This is a genomic window from Sphingomonas sp. BL-S-25, assembly GCF_055521555.1.
On the sequence record NZ_CM145486.1, the window covers coordinates 2,063,731 to 2,080,731 of the forward strand.

Sequence of the window (17,001 nt, forward strand, 5' to 3'; positions counted from 1 at the left end):
GCGGGCGACCCGTTACGGGGTGATGCGGAACCGCAGGCCGATCGTGCGTGGGGTCGGACCCTGGCCGGACAAGGGGCCGTTGGTGCCGACAAAGGTCGGTCCGCGCTCGTCGGTCAGGTTGTTGGCGATCAGCGCGATCTCGTAATCGCCGCGACGGATGCCCGCCGTCAGTGCGACGACGTCATAGGGGCGGGCGGTGATGCCATTGGCCTGCAGGCGGTCGCCACTGTGGCTGAGCGAGACGTTGCCGAAGACGTTAAGGTCCGAACCGATGTCGCGGTTGTAGTTGGCATCGAAGCGATAATTGTTCGCCAGCGTGTTGGTCAGCCGCGAGCCCGGCTTCAGCAGCGGCTGGGCCGCGGCGATGACCGGGTTGATGCTGTCATATTTGCTGTCGTTGAAGTTGCCGACGAAGCCGAGGTTCAGCCCCTTGACCGGCGTGTTCCAGTGGAGCTCGATATCGACGCCCTTGGTCGTGGCGTCGCCGAAGTTGGCAAAGCCGTTGACGCTGTCGATTCCGCCGGTGACCGAGGTCTGGAGATTGGTATATTCGAGCTGGTACAGGTTCAGCCCGACGGTCAGCGCGCGGCCGGGGCTGCGCCATTTGACGCCGATCTCGTAGTTGGTCGAGGATTCGGGGCTCAGCGCCACCTGCGCCGGCACGCCGACCAGCGCGAGCGATTCGACCTGCACGCGCGACTGCACGATTCCCGGGCGGAAGCCTGTCGCGGCCGAGACGAACATCGTCAGGTCGTCGGTCGGCAGATAGGAGAGGTTGAGGCGCCACGTCGTGACGTTCTCGGTCGTCGGGACCTTGCCCGTGCTGTCGGCGAAGGCGCGGTCGTCATGATAGGTGCGCAGGCCCACCAGCGGCACCAGCTTGCCGTCGAACAGGTCGTAGCTGATCTCGCCGAACGCCGCATAATTCTCGGTCAGCGTGTCGTTGTCGGCGTTGATGACGAGACCCGGCAGCGTGAGCGCGTTCACCTGCGGTCCCGACCCGTTCTGATAAGATCCGCCGATCACCCAGTGGAGCGGACCCGTGCCGGTGGAGTTCACGCGCAGTTCCTGCGCGAACATCTTGGGCAGGAACTGGCTCGAGAAGGATCCGGCGGGCGACAGGGGGATGTTGATTCCGAAGACGCCCTCCAGGTTGCTGGTGGCGCTGGTCACGCTGAACGAGTCGAAATCGACGTTCGCGGTCAGGCTGTACAGGGTGAAGGATCCGTTCGAGAATCCCTTCTGCCCGGCGGTGTTCTCGAAATAGGGCGGCTTCACCGACGCGGTGAACCCGGTGAAATCCTGTGTCGGATTGAAATTCCAATATTGCGCGCGGATGCTGACATTGTCTGCCGGCTTGAACAGCGCGACGACGCGGATATCGTCATTCTTCGCAGAGTTGACGCCCTTCTGGTCGGGCGTGCCGTCATAGGGACCGAAATAGGCATCGGCCCAGCCGGCATCGCGCGAGAAGCCGCCGCTGACGCGGACCGCCAGCACATCCTTGATGATCGGAACCGAGAGCGCGCCCGCCATGCCATAGTTCAGGCCCTCGGCGCCGCGCGTCTGCGAGGCTTCCGCCTCGAACGCGTAGTCGATTTCCTTCAGGTTCGGATCGCGGGTGCGGAAGATGAAGACGCCGCCCGACGAGCCCTGGCCATAGAGCGTCCCCTGTGGCCCGCGCAGCACCTCGACGCGGTCGATATCGAGGAAGCGGACCGGCGGCGCGATGCCGAAATTGGTCACGATGAACGGCGCGTCGTCGAGATAATAGCCGATCGGCGAATCGCCGTTCTGGGTGACGCTGCCGCGCAGATTGTAGAAGCGCGAGCCGTTCGACTGGCGGAACCCTTCGAAGGCACCCGGAACGCTGGACACCAGATCGCCGATCGAGGTGATGTTGCGTTCCTTGAGGTCCTCGCCGTCGAACGCCTGGATCGCGAGCGGGACGCTCTGGAGCGTCTGGGCGCCGGACTTCTGCGCGGTGACGACGATTTCCTGGCTTGGATCCGCCGCGGACGAGACCTCGGTCTGATCCTCGGGCACATCGCTCTGCGCCCAGGCCGTCGCCGACATCATGCTGAAAGCGACTGCGGCTGCAGCGACGCCGCACTGGAATCTGCTCATAAACCCCTCCCTGAGATTATCTTTTCAATCGATTGCATAAAGTGAGTGGGAGTGGGCGTCAAGAAAGGCCAGCCAAAACTTGCTAACCGGCTAAGACAGGGCGATTATTTGTGGTGCAATCGTTTGCAGGCGGGTGTGGGCGCCCGCTTCTTGCGAGACTATCTCTGCCCGGCACGCGCGGCGCGTGCCGGGTACTGTTCGATCAGCGGCGCGGTGCGTTGAAGGCGCGGCGCAGCGCCTCGATCTTTGCGCGGGTGAATTGCTTCGCCTGTGGGCTGTCGGGCGCGAGCTGGTCGAAGCCATGGAACGCGCCGGGGATGACGAGCAGCTCGGTCGCGACGCCCGCGTCGTTCAACCGCCGGGCATAGTCGATATCCTCGCCCACGAAGAGATCGACCCCGCCGACCTCGATAAAGGCGGGGGGGAGCCCGGCGAGATTGGCGGTGCGGGCGGGCACCGCGCGGGCGGGAACCGACGGCGTTCCCGGCTGCTGCCGCAGAAAGGCGCGCCAGCCATATTGGTTCTCGGACGCGCTCCATCCGATGGTCGCGATGTGCGACGGCACCTGCACCGCGCCGCCGGTCCGGTCGTCCAGCATCGGATAGACCAGCGCCTGGAAGAGGATGGGAATCTCGCCGCGATCGCGCGCGGTGATCGCGAGCAGCGCAGCATGACCGCCGCCGGCGCTCTCGCCGCTGACCGCGATCCGGTTGCGGTCGAGCCCGAGCTGCGCGGCATTGCCGTACATCCAGCGCAGCCCGGCATAATTGTCCTCGATCGAGCCGCTATAGTCGGTCTCGGGCGCCAGCCGGTATTCGACCGACACGATCACGCAGTCGAGCTCGCGCGCCAGCTCCTGAAGGCGCCGGATATCGGTCGCAGCGGTGCCGAGAATGAAGCCGCCGCCATGGGTGTGAAGGATGCCGGGCCGGCTGGTCCCGGCCTTGGCGTTGACGACGTAGAGCTTGACCTGCGGCCCGCCATTGGGTCCGGGGATCATCTGTTCGGCAACCGGCACGTCGCTCAGCCGCTCGGGCGCGGGCGGGCCGCCGCCGCGCTTGCGCGAGGCGAGCACCATCTCCTCGTTGATCGTGCCCATCATCTTGGAAAAGCCCATCGCCTTCAGCGCCGCGTCGCGCAGCTCCGGGGCGATCGGGCGCAGCCTGGCCTCGTCGGCTGCGCTCAGCGGCGCGGCGGCAGGCAGCGGGGCGGTCTGTGCCTGCGCGACGGGGGAGAGCGACAGGGTCAGCAACGCTGCTCCGCACAGCGCCTTAAGTCTTGCCGTCATGTCACTCTCTCCCGTTCATTTCCAGGTTATGGTCAGTGGTCCGACGCCTTCGAGGCGCCGATGCCGGTTTCCGATCGCACCCGCTGCGCAACATAGGCGGCGCGATCGAGCGCTGCGCGCGGGCTGCGGTCCAGCGTCGAGATCAGCCAGATCGCCAGGAAGCCCAGCGGCATCGAGATCAGGGTCGGCGATGCCAGCGGGAAGATCGGCTCGGCCGCGCCGAGCTGCGCCACCCAGATCGTCGGCGACAGCACGGTGAGCACGATCGCGGCAAGCGCGCCGATCGCCGATCCCAAGGCGACGCCGCGCGTCGTGCAATCCTTCCACAGCATCGACAGCAGCAGCGCCGGGAAATTGCTCGACGCAGCCACGGCGAAGGCCAGGCTGACCATGAAGGCGACATTCTGCTTCTGGAACACGATGCCCAGCACGACCGCGAGGATCGCGAGTGCCAGCACGGTCAGGCGCGACAAGCGAAGCTCGGCCGCCGGATCGGGATTCCCCTTGCGCAGCACCGATGCGTAGAGATCGTGGCTGATGCTCGAGGCGCCGGCTAGCGTCAGGCCCGACACCACCGCCAGGATGGTGGCGAAGGCGACCGCCGACACGAAGCCCATGAAGATGTCGCCGCCCACCGCTTCGGCCAGGTGGATCGCTGCCATATTGTTGCCGCCCAGCATCGCGCCGGTCGTGGGATCGAAGAAGGCGGGGTTGGCGCCGACCAGGATGATCGCGCCGAAGCCGATGACGAAGGTCAGCAGGTAGAAATAGCCGATCCATCCGGTCGCCCACAGCACCGAAGTCCGCGCAGTCTTGGCATCGGGCACGGTGAAGAAGCGCATCAGGATATGCGGCAGGCCGGCGGTGCCGAACATCAGCGCCATGCCGAGCGAGACGGCAGAGGCGGGATCCTTGATGAAGCCGCCGGGTGCGAGGATCGAGAGCGCCGACTGCGCGGCTGCGGTCTCGTCCACACCGCCCTGGCGCGCCAGCGATGCCTTGACCGACACTGCCTGGGCGAAGAGCGCGTCGAACGAGAAGCCGACATGATAGAGCACCGCCAGCGTCATGAAGGTGGCGCAGCCGAGCAGCAGCACGGCCTTGATGATCTGGACCCAGGTGGTCGCGATCATCCCGCCGAACAGGACGTAGACCGTCATCGCCAGCCCGACCGACCCCACCGCATAGACATAGGGGATGCCGAACAGAAGCTGGATCAGCTGCCCCGCGCCGACCATCTGCGCGATCAGGTAGAACAGGATCACGGTCAGCGAGCTGAAGGTCGAGGACAGGCGCACCGGCGCCTGGCCGAAGCGGAATGCGGCGGCGTCGGCAAAGGTATAGCGGCCGAGGTTGCGCAGCCGCTCGGCGAGCAGGAACAGGATGATCGGCCAGCCGACGAGGAAGCCGGTCGAATAGATCAGCCCGTCATAGCCATCGGCGAAGATCAGTGCGGAAATGCCGAGGAACGAGGCCGCGGACATATAGTCGCCGGCGATCGCCAGGCCGTTCTGCCGCCCGGTGATCCCGCCGCCCGCCGAGTAGAAATCGGCGGTGGTGCGCGTCCGCCGCGCCGCCCACCAGGTGATGCCGAGCGTGATCGCGATGAAGATCGCGAAGGTGATGATCGCAGGCAGGTTGACTGCCGATCGGGCGCCCGTTGCCGCTTGGGCAGTCGCGGGCAGGGCGAGCGCCGCGACGGCAAGCGCAGCGCGGTTGGATGCGCGGATCATGCCTGATGATCCTGGAGAAGCGCGGCGGTCGCGGTGTCGAAGCGGCGATTGGCGATCGCGACATAGATGCCGGTCAGCACGATCCCCGAGATGATCACGAACAGGCCAATCGGAATCCCGATCGTCGTCGTCATCCGCCCGATCGGCGTTCCCAGGAACGACCCGGCGAACGCCACCAGCAGCATGTAGCCGAAGAAGATCGCCATCACGACGACGCTCAGGATCCAGGAAATCCGTCCCCGCAGCCGGACCAGCGCCTGATAGCGCGGATCCCCGGCGATCCGGTGGAGCCGTTCGTCGTCACCGTTGCGCTGTTCCATGCGCATCTTCCCCTAGCTTGCCGATCGGCTGGCAGAGCCGCCGCGGCTGGTTGACACCGTATTCACAATCGATTGCAAGTCAATGGCACTGCCGCGTGTCGGCGGGCGGCTCAGCTGGTGCCGCGAACGATCAGTTCCGGGTTCAGGATCACCGATCCGGTGGTCTCGCCGGCGATCCGCTTCATCAGGCTGTCGACCAGATGCGTGGCGCCACCGGCGATATTCTGTCGCACCGTCGACAGCGGCGGCGCGCTGGTCTGTGCCATGTAGAGATCGTCATAGCCGACCACCTTCACGTCGCCCGGCACCGAGAGACCGCGGGTTGCCAGCACCTGGATCGCGGTGAGCGCGATCAGGTCCGACGCGGCGAAAATCCCGTCGGGCAGGACCGCGCTGTCGCTGAGAAACTGGGCGATGTCCGAACCGCTGACTTCGGACGCGAAATGGGTCGGGGCGTCGACCAGCTCGATATCGTCGCGGGCGCGGATCGCAGCCTTCGCGCCTTCGAGGCGCAGCGAGGGTTCGAGCGCCTGCGGATTGCCGAGGAATGCGATCCGGCGGCATCCACGATCGATCAGGTGCTGCGTCGCGATCCGGCCGCCCAGGAAATTGTCGGTCCCGACCGAGCAATGGATCTGGCCCTGGACGAAACCACCCCAGGCGACGAGCGGCAGATAGTCGCTCGCGATCCGGTCGAGCACCGGGGACTGGTCCGACTGGCCGATCACGATGAACCCGTCGACCCGGTCGGCGTCGATCAGCTTGGACAGCCAATTGTCCTGGTTGGGAATGACGCGCGACAGCATCAGCTCGAAGCCACGCTCGGCCAGTTCGTCGGCAAGCGACCCGATCAGCGTCATGAAGAAGGGATCGGACAGATGCTGTCCGCGATCATGGCCGAGCGGGACGACCACCCCGATCGCGCCGCGCTGTTTGGTCCGCAGGTTCCGCGCCAGCGCGCTGGGCCGGAAGTCATGCTTTTCGGCAAGCTTGCGGATGCGTTCCGACGTCTTGGAATTGACCATGTTCTTGCCGGCCAGCGCGCGCGACACGGTCGCCGCCGACACGCCGGCAAGTTCGGCCAGATCGTAAATGGTGCGGATCTTTCCGGCCAAACCCAGTCTCCAACAAACTGTCGCGGGGATAGGTTTGCTGCAATTCGATTGCAACCGCGCGTGCGGGTTGCAGTGAAATCGCGACTATTTCGGCGCGAAGATCTTCACGTCGACCGCCTCTGCCATCGCAGCATTGCCCGCATCATTGGGATGAACATGATCGCCGGGGTCGAAGTCCGGCCGCATCCGCGACGGCCGCGCGGGATCGCGCACCGCTGCGTCGAAGTCGATGACCGCGTCGAAGGCGCCGCTCGTGCGGATCCAGCGGTTGACGGCCTGCCGGATGGCCTCGGTGCGCTCGCTGTAGAGCCACAGTCCCTCGGTCGGGGTGATCGTCGCACCCGCCACCTTGATGCCGTGCAGATGGGCCCGGTCGATAAGCTGGCGATAAGCGGCGATCAGCTGCTCGGCGGTCACCGCTTCGCTCGCCGGGATGCCGGGAATCTCGGCGATGTTGATGTCGTTGATTCCTTCCAGCAGGATCATCCAGCGCACGCCGGGGCGCGCCAGCACGTCACGGTCGAAGCGGGCGAGGGCCGACAGGCCGGCGCCATCGCGGCGGACCCGGTTGCCGGAAATGCCCATGTTGAGGACCGAGAGGTCCGCGGTGCGTGGATTGCGCTTCAGAGCCGCGGCGAGCAGGTCCGGCCAGGCGCGCCCGGCGTCCGGGGTGGTCGCATAGCCATCGGTGATCGAGTCGCCGAATGCGACGATCGCGCCGGCGCTGGGCGGGCTCAGCACCTCGACGCCGGTCAGCCAGAAATAGGATCGATTGGTTGCCGCGCCGGGCAGCGCAGCGTCGGCGGTCCGGTCGCCCTTGGCGACATAGGTGGTGCGCAGGCCCAGCGGGTGGATCGTGTTCACCGCGGTCTTACCGGGCAGGTGAATGGAGACGGCGAGGAGATCGAGCGGCGCCACATCGAGCGAGACGGGGTCGCTGATCGCGACGGCCCCCGGCTGGATCGTGACGGACGCCTCACCGCTGAAGCTGACCGCACGGTCGGTTGCTGACACGACTCCGTCCTTGCCGGCGCTCTTGGCCAGATGCGCCCGTCCGATCGTGACCGGCGCTCCGCCCGAGGCGTTCGAGAATTGCAGTCGCAGCTGGCTTCCTCCGATCGACGGGCGGACGATCATCCGCACCGTCTGATCCTCGAGCGTGTCGGGCGTCGGGATGATCGGCGACGGGCCGGAGGGCGGTGGCGGTGCCGGCCGGCTGCTGCCCTCCGTCCGCGGCGGCATGGGCGGCGGGGCCGGCATTGGCGCAAGCTGCTGGGCGGTGCCCCAGCTGCCGACCCAGTGATCCTGCGCGAAAGCTGTGGGGCTCGTCATGGCAAGCAATGCCGCGGCCAGCCGGGCGATCATCTTCGTGCAGGACATGGTCTTCCTTCCCGCGGTGCGCCCGTCGGCGCGCCGCGTCCGTGTTCAGTAATTGACGCGCAGTCCCAGCCCGATCGTGCGCGGCCGCGGCCCGGCGAGCAGGGTGGGGCCGTTCGCGGCGGTCGGTCCGCGCTCGTCGGACAGATTCTCCGCGAAGATGCGCAGCTCATAATGGTCGAAGCGGATGCCAGCACTGGCGCGGTAGAGCTGATAGGGTTTCAGCTCGTTGACCGTCGCATCGCCGTTGCGTGTGCGCCCCACCGCCGTCGCCGAGGCATTGGCGAAGACCCCGATATCGCCGATGTTCCGGTCGAAGCTCGCATCGAAGCGCACATTGTACGGGGGCGTATTCAGCAGCCGCTGGCCATTGGCGACGCGCGGATTGGCCCCGGCAAAGGCCGGGACGACATCGGTGAACTCGGACGAGTTGAAGTTCGCGATCGCACTCAGCGTCAGTCCCTTGACCGGCGTGTCCCAGCCAAGCTCGAGGTCGAGGCCGCGCGTCTTCGCGTCGCCCAGATTGGCGAAGGCCGCCAGGCCGATCGACGTGTTGAACGCGCTTTGCAGGTTCGTGTATTTGATGTCGTAGACGCTGGCCGCGATGTGGAAATTGCCGGCCGATCCTTTCACCCCGAATTCGAGGTTGCGCAGCTTGTCGGGCGTCAGCGACAATGCGCTGGGCACGCCATCTGCGATGACGGCATCGGCCTGAGCCTTTGATTGCAGGATACCGCTGCGAAAGCCGGTGCCGGCGTTGAAGAAGACCATCCAGTCGGTGCTGGGGTAATAGGCCAGGTTCGCGCGCCAGGTCAGCGCATCGGGCTTGGCCTCGCTCGACGCGGGCGCGCCGCTCGACACCGAATCCGAAGATCGATTGTCCTTGAAATAGCGCAGGCCGACGAGCGGCACGAGCTTGCCGCCGAGCAGCTCGTAGCTGATCTCGGAGAAGACCGACGCGTTCTCGGTGCGGGTGATGGTGTTGCCCGTGATCGCCAAGGTCGGGAAGTTGATGCTGAAGTCGTAGAGACCCTTGGCCTTCTGGTAGAAGGCGCCGCCCACCCAGTGGAACGGTCCGGTCCCGGAGGTCGACAGGCGGAACTCGTTGACGAAGCTGCTCGCATCGCCGCCATTGACCAGGGTGCCGATCCCCAGCGGCGGGCCGAGGTTGAGCGCGACCCCGAAGCCGCCGGGCAGCGACTTCTGATAGGCGGTGGCGTTGGTCAGGGTGAGGCCGTCGAATTCATAGGTGAATGTGCCCGAATAATATTCGGCGCTGCGCCGGTCATAGCCCTGAACGTCGCCCTGATAGGCGGCATAGGGCGGATCGACCGAATTCATGACGTTCAGATAATCCTGGTCGGTGCTGAACTTCCATGCGCGCAGCCTCAGGGTCGCGCGGTCGGTCGGCTTGAACAACACGACCGCCTGGAAATCCTTGGCGACGACGTCATTGGCGTCGGTCTTGTACGGCGTGCCGGTCGGCGCGCCCTGGTAGATGTCGTTATAACCGGCACGATAGTCATAGCCGGCGCTCAGCCGGATCGCGAGCATGTCGGGAATGATCGGGACCGAGACCGCGCCTGCCGCGCGGTAGTTGAGATTGCCGGCGTCGCGCGTGGTCGACAGCTCGAAGTCGCCCGCGACGGTGACCTTCTCCAGATCGGGGTTCTTTGTGCGATAGATGATCGCGCCGCCCATCGACCCCTGGCCATAGAGCGTGCCCTGCGGGCCGCGCAGCACCTCGACCCGCTCGATATCGAAATATTGCAGCGGCGGCGCGGTCTGGTTGTTGGGAATGCCGAATGGCGTGTCGTCGAGATAATAGCCGATCATGCCGTCGCCGATCGGTCCGCCGGCACCCGATCCGCGGAAGGAAAAGATGCGATAGCCCGCACCGATCTCCTGCGCCTGCGACGCGCCGGGGATGAGCTGGATCAGGTCCGCCGCGTCGCGGACGCCGCGCCCCTTCAGCGATTCCTCGGAAAAGGCCTGGATCGCCAGCGGCACGCGGTCGAGCTGCTGCTCGCCGGTCTTCAGCGCGGTGACGACGATTTCATTGTCGTCCGCGGCGTCGGGCGCGGCTGGCGGCGCGGTGTCGCTCGACTGCGCCAATGCGGGACTTGCCGAAAGCAGCGCGAAGGTCAGCGCCAGCATGCTCGACCGGAAAGTCCGGCGATGGCGATGTGACGGTTTGGCGAGAGATGCGAGCGTGGATTCGGACGACGGACGCGACGTCATGTTCAACCCCTCCTGAAGCCTCGATTGTCGTTGACCGCAATCGATTGCACATTGGCTATGGCAAGCTTCAACGAATTGCAAGTGCGATCGTGCAATCGATTGGTGCCGCGTGGGGAGGCCGCGCCCGCTCCGGACCCGGCGGCGCGCAGCGGTCGGAGGGTGTGGTTACTTGGCCTCGGCGATCAGCGCGCGGGCTTCGGCACCGGTCCAGTCGAGGCTGCCGGTCATCCGCCAGACTTCCTTGCCCTGCGAATCGTACAGGATGGTCGCGGGCAGGTTCACTCCCATGTTAAGGCTGAATGCCGCGTCGCCATCGAGATAGGGCTGAAGCTTCTTGAAACCGGACTTGGCGAAATAGTCGCCGACGCGCTTCCTGCCGTCGTCGATATCCTGGCTCAGCACCAGCACCTGCTTGGTGTCGCCCAGCTGGACCGCAAGCGCGTCGAGCGTCGGCATTTCCTTCACGCAGGGCGCGCACCAGGTTGCCCAGAGATTGAGCAGCAGCGGCTTTCCGCGAAATGCGGCGAGGCTGGTCTTGGCGCCTTTCGGATCCTCAAAGGCATAATCGGGGGCTGCCTCGCCCTTGTGGCTGCGGTCGAGCGTGCGGGCGCTCTGCGCGCCGCTTTCGCCGCCCGCCGTCGCATTCGCGGCGCCATTGCCCGCGGGTGCGGGGGCGGACAAGTTTTCGTTTGCTTGCTGCGCGCCGTTCGATTGCCTATCGCAACCGCCGATTCCGACACTGGTCAGCAGGAGAAGCGCGATTAGCGGGCGCAAGGACAGCTCCAATAGCATGTGGGGAGGGCGCTTCGCCGAAGGCCCGTCCGCGGTCATGCGCGAGATAAACGCCTCGATCCCCTTCGACAAGCGAATGTGGCAGCAGGATCTGGCGGGCAGCCAGGCGCATGTCGCGATGCTGGGCAAACAGGGGATCATCCCTGCTGAGGATGCCCAGGCGATCTCCGCCGGACTGCACCGGGTCGCCGACCGGTTCGCCGCCGATGGCGTGCCGGTCGATCTGGCACTGGAGGACATCCATATGCTGGCCGAGAGCCGGCTGGCGCAGGATATCGGTCCTGGCGCGGGAAGGCTGCACACGGCGCGCTCGCGCAACGATCAGGTCGCGACCGACTTCCGTCTGTGGGTCCGCGATGCGATCGACCAGGCCGACGCGGCGCTCGCCGCGCTGGTCGATGCGCTGCTGGCCCGGGCGGAGGAACATGCTGACAGCGTGATGCCGGGTTTCACCCATCTCCAGGTCGCGCAGCCCGTCACGCTCGGCCACCATCTGATGGCCTATGTCGAGATGTTCGGCCGCGATCGCAGCCGGCTGAAGGATGCACGGGCGCGGCTCAACCTGTGCCCGCTCGGCTCGGCCGCGCTTGCCGGCACCGGCTTTCCGATCGATCGCCAGGCGACCGCCGCGGCGCTCGGCTTTGACGGTCCGACGCGCAATTCGCTCGATTCGGTCTCCGACCGCGACTTCGCGATCGAGTATCTGACCGGCGCGACGCAGTGCAGCCTGCACCTCAGCCGCCTGGCCGAGGAGTTCGTGATCTGGGCCAGCCAGCCCTTCGGCTTCGTCGCATTGAGCGACCAATGGTCGACCGGCAGCTCGATCATGCCGCAGAAGCGCAACCCCGACGCGGCCGAGCTGGTGCGCGGCCATTCAGGCCGGATCACCGGCAGCCTGGTCAGCCTGATGATGACGATGAAGGGCCTGCCGCTGGCCTATTCGAAGGACATGCAGGACGACAAGCCGCCGGTGTTCGAGGCGCACGACCTGCTGGGGCTCAGCATCGCGGCGATGACCGGCATGGTCCAAAGCGCGACCTTCCGGCTCGACCGGATGCGCGCCGCGGCCGAGGCCGGCTTCTCGACCGCGACCGACCTGGCCGACTGGCTGGTGCGCGAGGGCGGGATCCCGTTCCGCGAGGCGCATCACATCACCGGCCGTGCGGTTGCCGAGGCAGAGCGCCAGGGCATACGCCTCGACCAACTCGATATTGGCGCGCTGAAGGCGATCGACGACAGGATCGACGAACGCGTGTACGACGTGCTCAGCGTCGACGCATCGGTAGCGAGCCGGACCAGCTTCGGCGGCACTGCGCCGGTGCGGGTGCGCGAGGCGATTGCAGCCGCGCGGGCGGTGCGCGAGGAGGAAGAGCGATGAAGCGACTGGTGATTGCTGGACTGGCGCTGGCGCTGGCCGGTTGCGGCTCGCGCGAGATGCTGACTCCGCCCAAAGGCGCCTCGCTGCCGGTCAAACCGGCGGCGGCGCAGGCCCAGCCCACCGCAGACGATCTGCTCAAACCGCCGTCGCAGACGCGCCCCGCGCGCAGCGACGATCTGATCCAGAGTTCGCAGGAGCGTCGCAGCGACGAGTTCGACCTCCCGCCCCAATAATCGAGTTTCCATGTCCGATTTCGACTATATCGACGGCGCACTCCACGCCGAACAGGTTCCGCTGACCCGTATCGCCGCCGAAGTCGGCACGCCGGTCTATGTATATTCGGCCGAGGCGTTCCGCCGCCGCGCCCGCGACTTCCGCGATGGCGTGGCCCAGGCAGGCCGGGTCCATCTCGCCTTCGCGATCAAGGCCAATCCCAATCTGGCGGTGCTGCGGCTGCTCGCCAATGAAGGCTATGGCGCCGATGTCGTCTCGGGCGGTGAGATGGCGCGTGCGCTCGCGGCCGGCATGGCGGCGAAGGACATCGTCTTCTCCGGCGTCGGCAAGACCCGCGCCGAGCTGGCCGCCGGGCTCGACCAGGGCATCGGCCAGTTCAACCTCGAGCTTGAGGAAGAGGGCGTCGTCCTGGCGGAGATCGCGCGGTCCAAGGGGCTGGTCGCGCCGGCAACGCTGCGCGTGAACCCGGACGTCGATGCCGGGACCCATGCCAAGATCTCGACCGGCAAGGCCGAGAACAAGTTCGGTCTGCCGATCGACCAGGCACCCGACATCTTCGACCGGCTCGCGCCGCTGGAAGGGCTGAACCTGCGCGGCGTCGCAGTTCATATCGGCAGCCAGCTCAAGAGCCTCGACCCGCTCGAAAAGGCGTTCGTCCGCGTCGGCGAGCTCGTCGCAGAGCTGCGCGGGCGCGGCCACACGATCACCCATGTCGATCTGGGGGGCGGTCTCGGCGTCCGCTATCAGGATGGCGACGTGCCGCCGACCGCGCAGGAGTTCGGCGCGATGGTCGCGCGCGTGACGAAGGACTGGGACGTCGAGCTGATGTTCGAACCCGGCCGGGTTATCTCGGCCAATGCCGGCATGCTCCTGACCGAAGTGCTGTGGGTCAAGCCCGGCGTGACCAATCCCTGGGTCGTGGTCGATGCGGCAATGAACGACCTCGCCCGCGTCGCGCTGTACGATGCGCATCACGACATCGCCTCGGTGACGCCCAGCGGCCAGCGGGTCTTCGCCAATGTCTGCGGCCCGGTCTGCGAATCGAGCGACGTCTTCGCCAAGGATCGCGAGATCGATTCGGTGAAGGGCGGCGACCTGATCGTGCTCCATTCGGCGGGCGCCTATGGTGCGACCATGGCCAGCACCTATAACAGCCGCGCGCTGGTGCCGGAGGTGCTGGTGTCGGGCGACCGATATGCGGTGGTCGCCGGGCGGATCTCGGCCGAGACGATCATGGGTGCCGAACAGGTTCCGGACTGGCTCTGATGGCACTCACCGCGCTGCCCCTGTTCGTGAAGCTGGCGGGGCGGCCGGTGATCCTGCTGGGCGAAGGCGAGGCGGCCGACGCCAAGCGCCGCCTGCTCGAGCGCGCCGGTGCGCGGGTGGTCGGGGAAGATTCCGACGCATCGATCGCTATCGTCGCGCTCGACGAGCCCGAAGCTGCGGTCGAGCGGCTGCGCGCCCGCGGCATCCTGGTCAACGCGGTGGATCGTGCCGAATTGTGCGACTTCACCCTGCCGGCGATCGTCGATCGCGACCCGGTGATCGTCGCGATCGGCACCGGCGGTGCTTCGGCCGGGCTGGCCGCCGCGCTGCGCCAGCGGCTCGAGACGATCCTGCCGGTGAAGCTCGGCAAGCTTGCCTGGGCGCTGTCGACGGCGCGCGGGCGGATCCGCAGCCGCTGGCCAGATGCCGGCGACCGGCGGCGCGCGATCGGCGCGGCGCTGGGCGAGGGCGGACTGCTCGATCCGCTCGCCGAGCACGACGCGCAGGCAGTGGAGCTGTGGCTCGCCGCGCCCGTGGCTGGTGGTGAGGCGGGGCTGGTCCACATCCGGCTGCGCAGCAGCGACCCCGACGATCTGACCCTCCGCGACGCACGGGCGCTTGCCCGCGCCGATCGCATCTTCCATCGTGCCGGCGTGCCGGCCGCGATCCTCGACCGCGCCCGCGCCGATGCCGTCCGCATCGCCTGCGACGCGCTGCCCGTCGATCCGGGGCCGGGCCTGTCGGTCGATGTGGAGTTTGGCGAATGAGCGGTTTTGCCTGGGTGGTGCAGAATGGCGAGGCGCGGCCGATCGGGGTCAAGGAAGCGCTGGGCCAGCCTGGGCAGCTGGTGTGGATTCATCTGACCGTCACCGACGATCATGCCAAGGCTTGGCTGGGCGGCGAGGCAAACCTGTCAGCGATCGTGATCGACGCGCTGACTGCCGCCGAGACCCGGCCGCGCTGCGACGCCGTGGGCGACGGCGCGGTGATCAACCTTCGCGGCCTGTCGAGCGAGGCGATGACCGCGTCCGATCCGCTCGCCTCGATCCGCATCTACGCCCATCAGGGCCATGTCTTTTCGGTCACGCGCAAGCCGCTGAGTGCGCTCGACCCGGTGCAGAAGCAGGTCGAGGCGGGCCAGGTTCTCGACCCCGGCGACCTGATCTCGGAAATCGCGCAGCAAATCACCGCCGAACTCGATCCGGTGGTCGCGGATCTGGGCGACAGCCTCGACGATTGCGAGGCGCAGATCGCCTCGCATTCGGCATGGGAGCTGCGCCGGCTGGTCAGCGACACGCGCAGCAAGGCGATCGGCTATCGCCGGTTCCTGTCGCCGCAGCGGCTGGCACTCGAACGGCTGGCGACGCTGCCCGGCGACTGGCTCCGCGAGGACGACCGGCTGCATCTGAGCGCCGCTGCCGACCGCGCGGCGCGGATGGCGGAGGAGCTGGAGAGCATCCGCGAACGCTCGGCGCTGACGCATGAAACGCTGACCGACCTGCGCGCCGAGCTGATCGACCAAAGGTCGCTGATCATCGCGGTCGTGGCGCTGATCTTCCTGCCGCTGACCTTCGTGACCGGGCTGCTGGGCATGAACGTCGCGGGCATTCCCTTCGCCCATGCGCCCTGGGCATTCTGGGGCGTGGTCGGCTTCTGCGTGGCGATCGCGGCGATGATCACTCTCTATTTCGTCGGTCGCCACTGGTTTCCGAAATAGCCGCGTTGCGGCGCCCCGAAGCTGACCCTAAAGCAGGGGCATGTGGCAACTCTACCAGTTCCCCCTCTGCCCCTTCTCGCGCAAGGTCCGCCTTCTCCTGGGTGAGAAGGGCGTCGGGTATGAGCCTGTGCGCGAGTCCCCCTGGCTGCGGCGCGACGAGTTTCTCGACCTGAACCCGACCGGCCAGGTGCCGGTGATGGTCGACAGCGAGCGCGGAGTGACGCTGATCGATTCCAGCGTGATCTGCGAATTCTTCGAGGAGACGGTGACCAAGTCGCCGATGCTCAACGGCACTGCGCCCGACCGGGCCGAGATCCGCCGGCTGGTGATCTGGTTCGACACCTATTTCTACCGCGACATCACCGCGCCGCTGCTGAACGAGCGGATGCTGAAGCGGATCGTCTATCGCCAGGCGCCCGACGGACAGGCGCTGCGCGGGGCGATGAAGGCGGCGGTCGAGTATCTCGACTATATCGACTATCTGCTCGATCACCGGACCTGGCTCGCCGGCCCGATGATGAGCCTGGCCGATCTTGCCGCCGCAGCGCAGATCTCGGTCGCGGACTATCTCGGCGGGATCGACTGGAAGAGCCACGAGCAGGCCAAGCGCTGGTATATCGGCATGAAGAGCCGGCCGAGCTTCCGCAACCTGCTGACCGAGCGGATGGACGGGATCGCCCCGCCCGCCGACTACGAGAAACTGGACCTGTAAGCGCGTGCTCGAGCACGTCCCGCACTGGCTTGGGGCGGCGCTGAAGCGGCTGCGCGCCGGTCAGGACAAGCTGGCGATCGCCCATGCCAGTTTGGGCAGTTTCGAGTCGCTCAAGCTCGCCAGCATGGCCTTCGCCAATGGCGACCGGCTGCCCGAACGCTTCACCGCCGATGGCGACGGCGTGTCGCCGCCCTTGTTCTGGACCGGCGTTCCGGAGGGGACCGAGCGACTGGTGCTGATCGTCGAGGATCCCGATGCGATCACCCCCGCGCCGACCGTGCACGCGATCGTCTGGGGCCTGCCGATCGAGGGCGAATTGAAGGAAGGCGCGATCCGCGCCGATGGGGACGGCGCCGCCGACGGCAGCGATGTCGGGCGGCACAGCTTTTTCGGCGAAGGCTGGCTGGCGCCCGACCCGCCGACCGGGCACGGAGTCCATCATTACGCCTTTCAGCTGTTCGCCCTTGGTCCAGGGCCCGATGTCCGCGGCACGCCGGGCCGCGGTCCGGTGCTGAAGGCGATGGCCGGGCGGGTGCTCGCCGCAGGCCTGCTGACCGGAACCTATTCGCGTAGCGAAGAGGCGCCCGTCGGGCCGGTCGGAGCGGTCGCCGCCCTGCGGTAAATTATACGGTCGTACAAGTACCGGGCATATCATTTGTTGCGCGGCAGCATGGATTGCCCCATGCCGCATGGACGGATTT

The 17,001-nt window shown here is 66.8% G+C and carries 15 protein-coding genes; 7 read left to right on the top strand and 8 right to left on the bottom strand.

Annotated elements, in window-relative coordinates; all coding sequences use genetic code 11:
* Positions 1–12: 12 nt before the first annotated feature.
* The 8 genes from ACZ1H8_RS10000 to ACZ1H8_RS10035 all read right to left on the bottom strand — a co-directional run bounded on the left by ACZ1H8_RS10000 (position 13) and on the right by ACZ1H8_RS10035 (position 10,882).
* The gene (locus ACZ1H8_RS10000; RefSeq protein ID WP_465181146.1) at positions 13–2,127 is read right to left on the bottom strand and encodes a TonB-dependent receptor; all 2,115 of its coding nucleotides are present in this window, start codon (positions 2,125–2,127) and stop codon (positions 13–15) included.
* 202 nt (positions 2,128–2,329) lie between these two features.
* Positions 2,330–3,415, bottom strand: a complete 1,086-nt coding sequence (locus ACZ1H8_RS10005; RefSeq protein WP_465181147.1) for an alpha/beta hydrolase — start codon at positions 3,413–3,415, stop codon at positions 2,330–2,332.
* A 32-nt stretch (positions 3,416–3,447) separates the two neighbouring features.
* Entirely contained in the window at positions 3,448–5,148 is a 1,701-nt protein-coding gene (locus ACZ1H8_RS10010; protein ID WP_465181148.1) for a cation acetate symporter, read from the bottom strand.
* Positions 5,145–5,468 carry a DUF485 domain-containing protein gene (locus ACZ1H8_RS10015; protein ID WP_465181149.1) on the bottom strand — a complete coding sequence of 108 codons (324 nt, stop codon included), beginning with the start codon at positions 5,466–5,468 and terminating at the stop codon, positions 5,145–5,147. The genes ACZ1H8_RS10010 and ACZ1H8_RS10015 overlap by 4 nt, the downstream gene beginning before the upstream one ends.
* 110 nt (positions 5,469–5,578) lie before the next feature.
* Positions 5,579–6,583 carry a LacI family DNA-binding transcriptional regulator gene (locus ACZ1H8_RS10020; RefSeq protein ID WP_465181150.1) on the bottom strand — a complete coding sequence of 335 codons (1,005 nt, stop codon included), beginning with the start codon at positions 6,581–6,583 and terminating at the stop codon, positions 5,579–5,581.
* Between the two features lie 84 nt (positions 6,584–6,667).
* Positions 6,668–7,915, bottom strand: coding sequence for an SGNH/GDSL hydrolase family protein (locus tag ACZ1H8_RS10025; protein WP_465181151.1), 1,248 nt, complete (start codon positions 7,913–7,915; stop codon positions 6,668–6,670).
* A gap of 93 nt (positions 7,916–8,008) precedes the next feature.
* The gene (locus ACZ1H8_RS10030) at positions 8,009–10,117 is read right to left on the bottom strand and encodes a TonB-dependent receptor (RefSeq protein ID WP_465181152.1); all 2,109 of its coding nucleotides are present in this window, start codon (positions 10,115–10,117) and stop codon (positions 8,009–8,011) included.
* A gap of 249 nt (positions 10,118–10,366) precedes the next feature.
* Positions 10,367–10,882 carry a TlpA family protein disulfide reductase gene (locus tag ACZ1H8_RS10035; protein WP_465181153.1) on the bottom strand — a complete coding sequence of 172 codons (516 nt, stop codon included), beginning with the start codon at positions 10,880–10,882 and terminating at the stop codon, positions 10,367–10,369.
* 109 nt (positions 10,883–10,991) lie between these two features.
* Between ACZ1H8_RS10035 and argH the strand changes: the two genes are divergently transcribed.
* The 7 genes from argH to ACZ1H8_RS10070 are packed head-to-tail and all read left to right on the top strand — an operon-like array spanning position 10,992 to position 16,922.
* Positions 10,992–12,371 carry an argininosuccinate lyase gene (gene argH, locus ACZ1H8_RS10040; RefSeq protein WP_465181154.1) on the top strand — a complete coding sequence of 460 codons (1,380 nt, stop codon included), beginning with the start codon at positions 10,992–10,994 and terminating at the stop codon, positions 12,369–12,371.
* Entirely contained in the window at positions 12,368–12,604 is a 237-nt protein-coding gene (locus ACZ1H8_RS10045) for a hypothetical protein (protein ID WP_465181155.1), read from the top strand. Before argH ends, ACZ1H8_RS10045 begins: the two co-directional genes overlap by 4 nt.
* Before the next feature lie 10 nt (positions 12,605–12,614).
* Positions 12,615–13,871 carry a diaminopimelate decarboxylase gene (gene lysA / locus ACZ1H8_RS10050; RefSeq protein ID WP_110153073.1) on the top strand — a complete coding sequence of 419 codons (1,257 nt, stop codon included), beginning with the start codon at positions 12,615–12,617 and terminating at the stop codon, positions 13,869–13,871.
* Complete coding sequence (locus ACZ1H8_RS10055; RefSeq protein WP_465181156.1) at positions 13,871–14,638, top strand: precorrin-2 dehydrogenase/sirohydrochlorin ferrochelatase family protein; 768 nt, start codon at positions 13,871–13,873, stop codon at positions 14,636–14,638. The genes lysA and ACZ1H8_RS10055 overlap by 1 nt, the downstream gene beginning before the upstream one ends.
* Complete coding sequence (locus ACZ1H8_RS10060) at positions 14,635–15,588, top strand: CorA family divalent cation transporter (RefSeq protein WP_465181157.1); 954 nt, start codon at positions 14,635–14,637, stop codon at positions 15,586–15,588. The genes ACZ1H8_RS10055 and ACZ1H8_RS10060 overlap by 4 nt, the downstream gene beginning before the upstream one ends.
* A gap of 40 nt (positions 15,589–15,628) precedes the next feature.
* The gene (locus ACZ1H8_RS10065; protein WP_110153070.1) at positions 15,629–16,300 is read left to right on the top strand and encodes a glutathione S-transferase family protein; all 672 of its coding nucleotides are present in this window, start codon (positions 15,629–15,631) and stop codon (positions 16,298–16,300) included.
* 4 nt (positions 16,301–16,304) lie between these two features.
* A complete protein-coding gene (locus ACZ1H8_RS10070; protein ID WP_465181158.1) occupies positions 16,305–16,922 on the top strand; it encodes a YbhB/YbcL family Raf kinase inhibitor-like protein in 618 nt (205 codons plus the stop codon).
* Positions 16,923–17,001 lie beyond the last annotated feature (79 nt).

Coding starts and splice junctions, on each gene's coding strand:
- ACZ1H8_RS10005 (WP_465181147.1), bottom strand. CDS start 3,415: ATGACGGCAAGACTTAAGGCGCTGTGCGGAGCAGCGTTGCTGACCCTG.
- lysA (WP_110153073.1), top strand. CDS start 12,615: ATGTCCGATTTCGACTATATCGACGGCGCACTCCACGCCGAACAGGTT.
- ACZ1H8_RS10025 (WP_465181151.1), bottom strand. CDS start 7,915: ATGACGAGCCCCACAGCTTTCGCGCAGGATCACTGGGTCGGCAGCTGG.
- ACZ1H8_RS10045 (WP_465181155.1), top strand. CDS start 12,368: ATGAAGCGACTGGTGATTGCTGGACTGGCGCTGGCGCTGGCCGGTTGC.
- ACZ1H8_RS10015 (WP_465181149.1), bottom strand. CDS start 5,468: ATGGAACAGCGCAACGGTGACGACGAACGGCTCCACCGGATCGCCGGG.
- ACZ1H8_RS10060 (WP_465181157.1), top strand. CDS start 14,635: ATGAGCGGTTTTGCCTGGGTGGTGCAGAATGGCGAGGCGCGGCCGATC.
- ACZ1H8_RS10055 (WP_465181156.1), top strand. CDS start 13,871: ATGGCACTCACCGCGCTGCCCCTGTTCGTGAAGCTGGCGGGGCGGCCG.
- ACZ1H8_RS10000 (WP_465181146.1), bottom strand. CDS start 2,127: ATGAGCAGATTCCAGTGCGGCGTCGCTGCAGCCGCAGTCGCTTTCAGC.
- ACZ1H8_RS10030 (WP_465181152.1), bottom strand. CDS start 10,117: ATGCTGGCGCTGACCTTCGCGCTGCTTTCGGCAAGTCCCGCATTGGCG.
- argH (WP_465181154.1), top strand. CDS start 10,992: ATGTGGGGAGGGCGCTTCGCCGAAGGCCCGTCCGCGGTCATGCGCGAG.
- ACZ1H8_RS10010 (WP_465181148.1), bottom strand. CDS start 5,148: ATGATCCGCGCATCCAACCGCGCTGCGCTTGCCGTCGCGGCGCTCGCC.
- ACZ1H8_RS10065 (WP_110153070.1), top strand. CDS start 15,629: ATGTGGCAACTCTACCAGTTCCCCCTCTGCCCCTTCTCGCGCAAGGTC.